Raw genomic sequence first — 9,473 nt, forward strand, 5'->3', positions numbered from 1 at the left:
GCCCGGCCGCGCGCAGCGGTCGTCGAGCGCGGCCGCGGGCGGTGGGACGGCGGCGGCCGGGGGCGGCACGGCGGCCGCCGGGGCCGGGGTGGCGGCCATGCCGCAGACGTCGCAGTAGCCGTCCTGGACGGTCCCGGTGCAACCGGGCTGGGTACACCGGTCGTTCACCGGCGCGGCGGCGGTGGGTGCCATACCGCATACGACGCAGTACCCGTCCTCCACGGTTCCGGTGCAGCCGGGCTGAGTGCAGTTCACTTTCTGTCTCCGATCGCACGCTGGTACTCCGCCAGCGCCGCGGTGGACCGCCGCAGGTCGCAGGGGGAGGTCCAGAGCAGGTCGTAGGCACGTTGGTAGAGGTCCGTCAGCTCGGGGTCCTCCGCGCCGCCGAGCCGCCCGGCCTTGGCGCGGTACGCGTCGAGCCGGCCCCGGAGTTCGTCCCGCCGCTCCAGGAGCCCGGCGATCGTCGCCACGGTCGTCCGCGCCTGTTCGAGGGCGCCCGCGGAGGCCTCCTCAAGCTGCGCGACCCGCGCGGCCAGTTCGGTCCACCGGCCCGGTACGGCGCCCATCGCGGCCAGCCGGTCGGCCAGCGCCGCCGACGAGTCCGGCAGGTCCGGCAGCACCGGCGAGGCGATCTTCGCGAGGACCCGGTCGCGTACGAGCACGGCCTCGTCCTCGGCGGCGCGGACCAGGCCGATCGTCTCCTCGATGCGCCGCAGCCGCTGGTCGTACTCGGCCCGGACGCGGACCGCCTCCTCCAGGCGGGAGCGCAGCGAAGCGAGGGCCGCGTCGACGCCGTCGAAGGCGGCCGGGCCGATCGACAGCGGGTTGGTCCGCACCGTCTCGCGGAGTCCGTCCAGCTGGCCCTTCACCCGGTCGTACTCCGGGTCGGGGCCGAGGGACTCCAGCATCCGCTCCACGGCGCGCGCCGCCCCGGCCGCCCGGTCGAGCCGGGTGAGCAGCGCCGACCAGGCGGTGTCCACCTCGGCGATGTCGCGCGCCGCCTTCTCGTACAGCGCGGTCATCCGGGCGACGACGTCGTCGAGGGAAAGGCGCTCGGTGGACGGGCCGAGCAGTGTCCGCTTCTCGAGCGGGATCGAGGTGGCCAGCTCGATCGACGGGCCGCGCAGCAGGCGCTCCAGCTCCGTCAGCTCGTCGTCATCGGGCCGCTTCCGCCGGGCCCGGATCTCCTCGGCCCGGCCGAGCACGCCGCCGTACGCCTCGAACAGCCGCCACATCGACGCCATCCGGTCGCCGATCTCCGCCCAGCGGTCGGCGGTGCGTCCGGTCAGCGGCGCCCCTTTGAGGAGTTTGTACCCCTGCTGCGCCTCGAGTTCGAGCAGCCCGGAGGTGATGCGGTCCCGTTCGTCGCGCAGGCGGCCGAGGACACGGTCCACCTCGTCCCGGTTCACCGGCCCCCGCCCCACTTCTAGCCCGCACGCGGGTCGACCCCGGAAAGCACCGCTGTGCAAGCGAGTTTGTGCTGTTGTCACCTTTTGTCGGCTGACCAGTGTTCCCCAAAGCCCGAGTCGTCACAAGCGGCCCCGCCAACCGTTACCGTGCGGCGACCGCGGATATCGAGAAGGCGAATCCGTCAGAGCGATGTCACACTTCCGCGCCGGCATCGCTCTCAGGTGGTGACCCGAACGCTCACCCGGAGGAACCCATGTCCCACAGCCCGCCCGATCCCGCCGCGGCCGCGGAGTCGTCGACGCGAGTCTTCGTCGACCACCGTGAGCTGCTGTTCTCCATCGTCTACTCGATGCTCGGCAGCGTCGCCGACACCGAGGACGTGCTGCAGGAGACGTGGCTGGCGTGGGACGCCCGCGGCCGCGAGTCCGGCGGCGAACCGGTCGTGAACCCGCGGGCCTACCTCGTCCGGGTCGCGGTCAACCGGGCGCTGGCCCGGCAGGCGAGCGTCAGCCGCCGCCGGGAGGAGTACGTCGGGCCGTGGCTGCCCGAGCCGCTCGCCACCGCGCCGAACCCGGGCGACGGCGACGCGGGCGACGGGGACGCGGCCGACGGCGTCGTGCGCGCCGAGTCGGTGTCGATGGCGCTGCTCGTGGTCCTGGAGACGCTCTCCCCGCTGGAGCGTGCGGTCTTCGTGCTGCACGAGGTCTTCGGCTATTCCCACCCGGAGACCGCCGCCGCCCTCGGCCGCAGCGCCTCGGCGGTCCGGCAACTGGCGCACCGCGCCCGCGAGCACGTGCACGCCCGCCGTCCCCGGTTCCGGACCGACCCGCGCGTACGGCGTCAGGTGACCGAACGGTTCATCGCCGCCGTGACCGGGGGTGACGTCCAGGCCCTCATCCAGGTCCTGGCACCGGACGTGACCCTGTGGGCCGACGGCGGCGGCAAGGCACGCGCGGCCGGCTCGCGTCCCGTCCGGGGACGGGACAGGATCGCCCGCTTGATCGTCGGCGACGCGGTCCGGCGTCCCATCCCGGACCTCACGGTCCGCTACCGGTACGTCAACGGCGATCCGTCGGCGCTGCTGCTGTCGGGCGACACGCTCTACGCGGTCGTCGTCCTCGACCTGACCGCCGACGGCACCCAGGTCAGCGGCATTTACACCGTCACCAACCCGGACAAGCTGTCCCGCCTCGGCTGACCGCCGGGCCGACCATCTCGAGGGAGTCTCCCGTGCTCACCGCCTATGTCGTCGTCGCCGTACTCGCCATCGCGGCGAACGGCTTCTCGGGCATCGCGGCCATCGCCCACTTCAAGCCGATCCTGCCGCCCATGGTCCGGGCCGGAGTGCCGGAATCGTGGCTGACGTTCCCGATCGGCACCCTGAAGCTCGCGGGCGCCGTGGGGCTGCTGCTCGGCCTCGCCGGCGTTCCACTGGTCGGCGCCGCCGCGGCGATCGGACTGATCCTCTTCTTCGTCTGCGCCCTGTACACCCACATCCGCGCGAGCGACTACTCGTCCCAGTTCGGCCTGGCGTGCGGCTTCCTGGCGCTGGCGGTCGCCGCGCTCGCCCTCGGCCTGACGACCTGACGGATCCACGGCCGGTGGTCAGGCGCCGGGGCGGCGGTAGACGAAGTCCGCGTCGGCCGGGGTCTCGGTGAGCTCCCGGATCAGGTGGTGGTCGGGGGACAGCCGGCAGGCCGGGTCCGTACGGGCCGGGTCGCCGGTCAGCGCGAAGGCCTGGCAACGGCAGCCGCCGAAGTCGACCTCCCGCTGCGGGCAGGTGCGGCACGGCTCGCGCATCCACTCCGTGCCGCGGTAGGCATTGAAGGCGGGGGAGTGCGCCCAGATCCAGGCGAGGGAGTGGTCGCGGGCGTTCGGCGGGGACAGGGCCGGCAGGGCGTAGGCGACCGGGCACGGCAGCACGCGCCCGTCCGGGGCGATCGTGATCGAGCGGTTGCCCCAGCCGCCCATGCACGGTTTGGCCACGCCTTCGTAGTAGTCTGGCACCACCCAGATCAACTCGATCGGGGAGCGTTCCCGCCAGCGGCGTACGGTCTCCTCGGCGGCGGCCAGCGCCTCCCGGCCCGGCAGCAGGGCGGCCCGATTGCGCAGCGCCCAGCCGTAGAACTGGGTGTTGGCCAGCTCGATCCGCTCGGCACCCCACTCCACGCCCAGCCGGATGATCCCGTCCAGGCCGGTGAGGTTGTGCCGGTGCAGGACGACGTTGAGGCCCAAGGGCAGGCCGGCGGCGCGTACGACCTCGGCCGCGCGCTCCTTGTCCGCGAAGGACCGCCGGCCCGCGATGCGGTCGGAGGCCGCCGCGGTCGCGTCCTGGACCGAGAGCTGGACGCTGTGCAGCCCGGCGTCGACGAGCGCGCCGAGCCGGTCCGCGTCGAGGCCGACGCCGCTGGTGACGAGCTGGGTGTAGATCCCGGCGCGTTCGGCGGCCGCGACGATCTCGGCCAGGTCGGGCCGCAGGAGGGGCTCGCCGCCGGAGATGTGGGCGTGCACGACGCCGAGGTCGCCCGCCTCGGCCATCAGCCGGACCCACTCGGCGGTGTCCAGCTCGGCGGAGCGCCGCACCAGCTCGAGCGGGTTCGAGCAGTACGGGCAGTGCAACGGGCAGGCGTGCGTGACCTCGGCCAGCAGCGCCCACGGCGGCTCGACCCCCTGAGGGCTCACCGCAGCCACCCCTCGTCACGGACCCGGTCGAGGAACGCGCCGACGTCGTCGGCGACGGGTGCGCCGGGGAAGTCCTCCGCCAGCTCGCCGACGATCTGGTCCGCCGTGCGGCTCCCGTCACACAGCCGCAGGATCCGGCCCGCCTCCGCGTTCAGGACGACGACGCGCTCGGGCATCACGAGCAGGTCCCGGTCCCGCACCCGGTCCCGGCGCAGCACGATCGAGGCGGCCAGCGCCGGCCGCCACTCGGCGCTCATCCGCGCTCCACGGCGTCGAGGAGGCTCCACAGGACGTCGCACTTGAACGCCAGGGCGGCGAGCGCGCGCTCCTGGTCGGCGCGGCCGCGCGCCCAGTCCCGTACGAGGCCGATCGCCTCCTGACTGTCGTTGCGCCCCTGGGTGATCCGGCCGCGGAAGTACCGCAGCCCGTCCGCGTCGACCCAGGGATAGTGGCGCTCGAACGCCTCGATGCGCACGCGCATGAGGTCCGGCGCGAACAGCTCGGTCAGCGAGGACGCCACGGCCTCCAGCGGGGAGCGCAGACGGCAGAAGTTGACGTAGCCGTCCACGGCGAGGCGTACGCCCGGCAGGACGTCCTCGCCCGACAGCAGCCGGTCCCGGTCGAGGCCGGCCGCCTCACCGAGCCGCAGCCACCGCTCGATGCCGCCCTCGCCGGGGGCGGTGCCGTCGTGGTCGTGGATGCGGTGGATCCACATCCGCCGCAGCTCGGACGTCTCCAGCTTGGCCAGGATGAGGGCGTCCTTGATCGGGATGTGCCGTTGGTAGTGGAAGCGGTTGAGGATCCAGCGCTGCAGCTCCTCGGGCGTCAGCGCGCCCTCATGCATCCGCAGGTTGAAGGGATGGCGGTGGTGGTAGCGGCGGAGGACGACGTCCCGCAGCCGCTCCTCGAACCCGGCCGCCGTCCAGGGGCTCAGGTCCGGGTCCATGTCGGTGACGCTCACAGCTCGATCACCGTCCTGTCGGGCGCGACCTCGATGCCCAGGGCCGCCAGTGACGCGTGGGCCGGGGCGGTCGGGTCGACCAGTGGATTGGTGTTGTTCAGGTGGGTGTAGAGGCGCCGCCGGGCCCGCAGCCGCGACAGCGGGCCGGCGGTCCACGTGATCGGCAGGTGCCCCATCTGGGTGGCGGTCCGCTCCGAGATCCCCATGCGGCGGGGCTCGTCGTCGTCCCAGAACGTGCCGTCGATGATCACGCAGTCCGCGAGCGCGAGGACCTCGTCGAGGGCGGGCGACCAGTCGGCCACGCAGGGCGCGTAGACCGCGGTCCGGTCGCCGTCGGCGAGGAGCAGCGCCACCGACCACGCGCCGTCGGCGCCGGCGTCGGCGGCGTAGCGCGGCCGCTTGCCCGACACGCGTACGGCCTGCACGGTGACGGCGCCGCCGAGCCGCAGCGGCCGGTCCTCGGGCAGGTCGTGCCAGGTCAGGCGGGTGTACGGGGTCAGGACGTCGTCCAGGCGGAGCCGGTCGCGCAGCGCGCCGGTGACCGCGGGTGTCGCGATGACGTCGACGGACGCGGCCTCGCGCAGCCGCGCGAGGCCGAGGGTGTGGTCGAGTTCCGCGTCGGTGAGGATCACCCCGGCCAGGGGCGTGTCACGCGAGCCGGGGACCGGCGTGCCGCAGAACTCGACCTGGTCGGCGATGTCCGGCGTGGCGTTGATGACGAACCATCGGTCGCCGGCGCGGATCGCCGCCGAGGCGTGCCGGCGCCGTCGCTCCGGGTGGGAGCGGGCGCCGGCACACCCCGGGCATGCGCAGTTCCACTGGGGCACGCCGCCGCCGGCGGCCGTGCCGAGGATCTGCAGCAGCAAGGGTCTTACCGAGTGGAGAGGAAGTACGCGGACGCCTCCATCGACGTCTCGACGATGTCGTAGTCCGGTTTCCTCCAGGTGGTCTGCTCGCCACCCCGGCGCTTCCCCTTGCCGTGGATGTCTGCCATCGTCACCATCCCTTCGATCGATCGGTGCCTCCGGCGGACGGTGCCCGCCGGACGTCGTTCATCGGGTGCCGCCGCGGCCGGTGGGGAAGCCCCGCCCACGCGGACCTCGTCGATCGCGACTTCTCGTGGTGGTTCTCGTGGAAGGCGGGCACGCTCTCGGCGGCCCGGGCGCCGTCCACCTCCAGCTTGACCCACCGCGGCACGCCGGTCGTCGGCAGGTCGATGAACCGCACGGCCTTCGCGTCGCACGGCGTTCCGGTCCTGATCGGGTCGCTCCAGGTCGCGCCGTCAACATCGACGTGGACCGGGTAATCCCTGATGCGACCGGAGTCCTCCTCGTCGTCGTTTTCGAGATCGACACCCATGCCCTTGTAAGCCGGGTGAGCCATGGAGTCAAGCGGTTCGCCGCGGTTTCCGTGCCGTGGGTCGTCGATCGTGTGGCCGATGACAGGCGACCCTCGACGCGGTCACACGTGCAGGTCGGCGGCGAGGAACGACGTCAGCAGCGGGAGGAGGGCATCGGGCCGGTCCAGCGGGATGATGTGGCCGCAGTCGTCGATGACGTGGGCGGTGAGATCGTCGCTGACCGGCCGCAACTGGCGTTCGAGGGCGTTCCCGACGGGGTGCGCCCCGATGGCCATGGTGGGCACGGTGAGCCGGTGGGACTCGACGGCGTCCTGGATCTGCCGAGCGCCGGCGGGCAGGGCCCGGTAGTAGGAGAAGGCGCAGCGCAGCGCGTCGGTTCCGGTGTAGGCGCCGACGAACGCGTCGCGAATCGGGCGCGGCACGCCGCGGCCACGGGTGCCGGTGGTGAGGAACCAGTCGATGTACTCGGCTTCGTGGCCGGTCAGGACCGTCTCGGCGAGGCCCGGAACCGAGTGGAAGCCGAACCACCACGGCGGCCCGCCGGCGAGGAAGTCCTCGGCGCCGGGCAACCGGCCCAGCAGTGACTCCATGAGGACGAGCCGCCGCACGCGGCCGGGCCGCCGCATGGCGAACAGGAACGCCGGCGGGGTACCCGCGTCGATGCCGACGACCGCCGCCGTCGGTTCGCCCAGAGCGTCGAGGAGCCGTTCGGCGTCGGTGGCGAGGGTGCCGGCGTCGTAGCCGTCCGGCGCCCTCGTGGTGGCGCCGAACCCCCGTAGGTCCGGGGCGATGACGCGGTACCGCCCGGAGAGACCGGCGATCACCTCGGTCCACAGCCGCCAGGTGTGCGGGAAGCCGTGCAGCAGGAGGACGGCGGGCCCGTCCCCGGCGGTCGCCACGTTCACCTCGATGCCGTTGACCGGCACCCGGTTCAGGGAGATCTCGGGTGCGGAGGGGCGCGAGGGGGCTGTGCCGGGCATGGTCTCTCCCAGGTGGTTACCAATGGTGACAAGGAGAGATTAGGTAACCTTTGTGCCTCTCCCAAGACGGCACTTTCTCGACAGGCGGTGAGCTCCGGGTGACCTCCTCTCCGGCCCGTACACCGAAGGGAACGCGCGGCGACCTCTTCGACCCCGGATGTCCGACCCGTCGGCTGCTGGATCGCATCGGCACGAAGTGGACGTCCATGGCCGTCAAGGTCCTGGCGGACGCCTCGCCGCAGGAGGTGCGCTTCGCCGAGCTCCAGCGGCGGATGCCCGGGGTCTCGCAGAAGATGCTGTCCACGACGCTGCGGAGCCTGACCCGCGACGGCCTGGTCGCCCGCCGGGTGGAGCCGACCGTGCCACCGCGCGTCCACTACCGGCTCACCGACCTGGGGCTGTCGCTCGAGGTCGTGCTCGCCGCGGTGCGGGACTGGGCCGAGGAGCACATGGCCGAGATCGACCGCGCCGACACGACCGACCGTCCCCGGCCCGGCGACGCCGGCGGGTGACCCCGATTTCGAACGCATCCCGTGTCGCTCCCCGGGATGAGCGGTGCCATGGATACTCGGTTTCGGATCGAAGAACCGGACAGGTGCGGTGGACCGGCCGTCGCGAGGGGCTGGGACGGCCGGTCAACCGGTCTGGATCGCGGGTCAGAGGGGATGGGCGCGGATCAGGCGCGTCTCTCCGGGCCGGAGGGTCGCGCTGTAGGAGTCCGTCACCATGCCGGTGTCCTTGCCGGACCACAGGTCGGTGACGTCGGCGCTGCCGGAGAAGCCGACCTGTGACCAGGTGACGCTGATGGCGGAGTCGCCGGACGTGCCGGTGTTGAACAGCGCCACGACGTAGTCGCCGTTCGACTCCTTCTTGCGCCAGACCTGCTTGACGCCGCTGTTCACGATCCGGCTCGCGGCGACACCGTCCTGGTCGACGCCGATGAGCCGGTCGTTGGTCAGCATCGCCTTGTCGGTGCCGTTCAGGGCCGTAAGGTCGGTGCCGAGCAGCAGCGGTGAGGCCGCCATCGCCCACAGCGTGAACATCGACCGGCGCTGGTCGGCGGTCAGGCCGGCCTGGTCACCGTTGCCGATCTCCAGGGAGTCCAGGTCGTTCCAGCCGCCCGGCCCGGCGTACTGCTGCCAGGAGGCGGCTGACCCGAACCGGGTCGACACGTGCGACCAGTCCGTCAGCGGGTAGCCGCTGCCGTTGGAACCCGAGCCGCAGTAGCACTCGACGTCGCCCTGGGTGCGCCAGCTGTTGGCCAGCTTCTTCCAGGTCGCGGCGTTGGCGATGGGCAGATTGTTGGACAGCGCGAAGTTGATCGGACGGCCGGTGGCGCGCAGCGCCTTGTCCCACGCCTGGACGTCGGCGACGTCGGCGCCGCCCACTCCGTCGATCTTGAGGTAGTCGACGCCCCACGAGGCGAACTGCTTCGCCCAGGAGTTCACGAACTCCTGCGCGCCCGCCTTGGAGTAGTCGATGTAGTACATGTTCTTGCAGTTGTAGTTCTTCTCCGTCTTGGACGTGTCCGCGATGTCCTTCGCGTGGTATGACGTGCCCTCCACCGGGGTGTTCTTGGTGACGGCGTTCTTGGCGATGCCGGGCGTCACGTAGAAGCCGAACTTCAGTCCCTTGCCGTGCACATAGTCGGCGAGCGCCTTGATGCCGGACGGGAACTTGGACGTGTCGACGGCCCAGCGGCCGTACGAGTCGACGGTGAAGCCGTTCGAGTCGCACTTCTGCCAGAAGTCGTCGAGGTTGACGTAGACGAAGCCGTGGTCCTTCAGGCCGCTGCTCGCGAGAGCGTCGGCCTGGGCCTTGATCTTCGCCTCGGTCGGCCAGCGGCGGACGAAGCTCCAGCTGCTCCAGCCCATCGCGGGCCGGACCGATTGACCGTTGTCCGACGCGTGCGCCGCGCCCGGTACGGCCAGCGCGGTGGCCGCCACAACGAGGGCGCGCCCGATGGCGCTCGCTCCGCGAGCGCGGTTCGCGGCGCCCAACGCGCCGTCTTCCCTCGTCGCTCTGGTCGCTGCGCTCCCGGCGCTCCTCAGTCCAGACGACGCGCGCCGCTCACGACGGG

Annotated in this window: 12 protein-coding genes and 1 pseudogene; 3 read left to right on the forward strand and 10 right to left on the reverse strand. The window is 72.3% G+C overall.

Annotation, left to right across the window (positions count from 1 at the left end; all coding sequences use genetic code 11):
- Positions 1–255 (reverse strand): annotated as a pseudogene (locus ABD978_RS22260) (hypothetical protein); the annotation flags it as partial.
- Entirely contained in the window at positions 252–1,409 is a 1,158-nt protein-coding gene (locus tag ABD978_RS22265; protein WP_345357635.1) for a coiled-coil domain-containing protein, read from the reverse strand. The pseudogene ABD978_RS22260 and the gene ABD978_RS22265, both read right to left, overlap by 4 nt.
- Positions 1,410–1,663: 254 nt before the next feature.
- Between ABD978_RS22265 and sigJ the strand changes: the two genes are divergently transcribed.
- Together sigJ and ABD978_RS22275 are read left to right on the forward strand one after the other, a co-directional pair.
- Positions 1,664–2,608, forward strand: a complete 945-nt coding sequence (gene sigJ / locus ABD978_RS22270; protein WP_345357638.1) for an RNA polymerase sigma factor SigJ — start codon at positions 1,664–1,666, stop codon at positions 2,606–2,608.
- A gap of 32 nt (positions 2,609–2,640) precedes the next feature.
- A complete protein-coding gene (locus ABD978_RS22275) occupies positions 2,641–2,997 on the forward strand; it encodes a DoxX family protein (RefSeq protein ID WP_345357641.1) in 357 nt (118 codons plus the stop codon).
- Between the two features lie 18 nt (positions 2,998–3,015).
- On the opposite strand, the gene pqqE is transcribed toward ABD978_RS22275, so the two are convergent.
- From pqqE to ABD978_RS22310, 7 genes are all read right to left on the reverse strand, one after another.
- Positions 3,016–4,092, reverse strand: coding sequence for a pyrroloquinoline quinone biosynthesis protein PqqE (pqqE, locus tag ABD978_RS22280; RefSeq protein WP_345357644.1), 1,077 nt, complete (start codon positions 4,090–4,092; stop codon positions 3,016–3,018).
- Complete coding sequence (gene pqqD / locus ABD978_RS22285) at positions 4,089–4,349, reverse strand: pyrroloquinoline quinone biosynthesis peptide chaperone PqqD (RefSeq protein WP_345357647.1); 261 nt, start codon at positions 4,347–4,349, stop codon at positions 4,089–4,091. The genes pqqE and pqqD overlap by 4 nt, the downstream gene beginning before the upstream one ends.
- The gene (gene pqqC / locus ABD978_RS22290) at positions 4,346–5,053 is read right to left on the reverse strand and encodes a pyrroloquinoline-quinone synthase PqqC (protein WP_345357650.1); all 708 of its coding nucleotides are present in this window, start codon (positions 5,051–5,053) and stop codon (positions 4,346–4,348) included. Before pqqC ends, pqqD begins: the two co-directional genes overlap by 4 nt.
- A complete protein-coding gene (gene pqqB, locus ABD978_RS22295; RefSeq protein WP_345357653.1) occupies positions 5,050–5,919 on the reverse strand; it encodes a pyrroloquinoline quinone biosynthesis protein PqqB in 870 nt (289 codons plus the stop codon). The genes pqqC and pqqB overlap by 4 nt, the downstream gene beginning before the upstream one ends.
- Positions 5,920–5,924: 5 nt before the next feature.
- Entirely contained in the window at positions 5,925–6,047 is a 123-nt protein-coding gene (locus ABD978_RS22300) for a hypothetical protein (protein ID WP_345357656.1), read from the reverse strand.
- A gap of 2 nt (positions 6,048–6,049) precedes the next feature.
- A complete protein-coding gene (locus tag ABD978_RS22305) occupies positions 6,050–6,436 on the reverse strand; it encodes a hypothetical protein (protein WP_345357658.1) in 387 nt (128 codons plus the stop codon).
- Between the two features lie 78 nt (positions 6,437–6,514).
- A complete protein-coding gene (locus ABD978_RS22310) occupies positions 6,515–7,393 on the reverse strand; it encodes an alpha/beta fold hydrolase (RefSeq protein ID WP_345357661.1) in 879 nt (292 codons plus the stop codon).
- Positions 7,394–7,491: 98 nt separating this feature from the next.
- Here ABD978_RS22310 and ABD978_RS22315 point away from each other — a divergent pair, with 98 nt between their 5' ends.
- Entirely contained in the window at positions 7,492–7,905 is a 414-nt protein-coding gene (locus tag ABD978_RS22315) for a winged helix-turn-helix transcriptional regulator (RefSeq protein WP_345357664.1), read from the forward strand.
- Positions 7,906–8,049: 144 nt separating this feature from the next.
- Here the strand turns inward: ABD978_RS22315 and ABD978_RS22320 are convergent, their stop codons facing one another.
- Positions 8,050–9,393: a glycoside hydrolase family 27 protein gene (locus tag ABD978_RS22320; protein ID WP_345357667.1), complete on the reverse strand. Its 1,344-nt coding sequence runs from the start codon at positions 9,391–9,393 to the stop codon at positions 8,050–8,052.
- Positions 9,394–9,473 lie beyond the last annotated feature (80 nt).

The organism is Actinoallomurus liliacearum, from assembly GCF_039542035.1.
GTDB classification, from domain to species: Bacteria; Actinomycetota; Actinomycetes; order Streptosporangiales; family Streptosporangiaceae; genus Actinoallomurus; species Actinoallomurus liliacearum.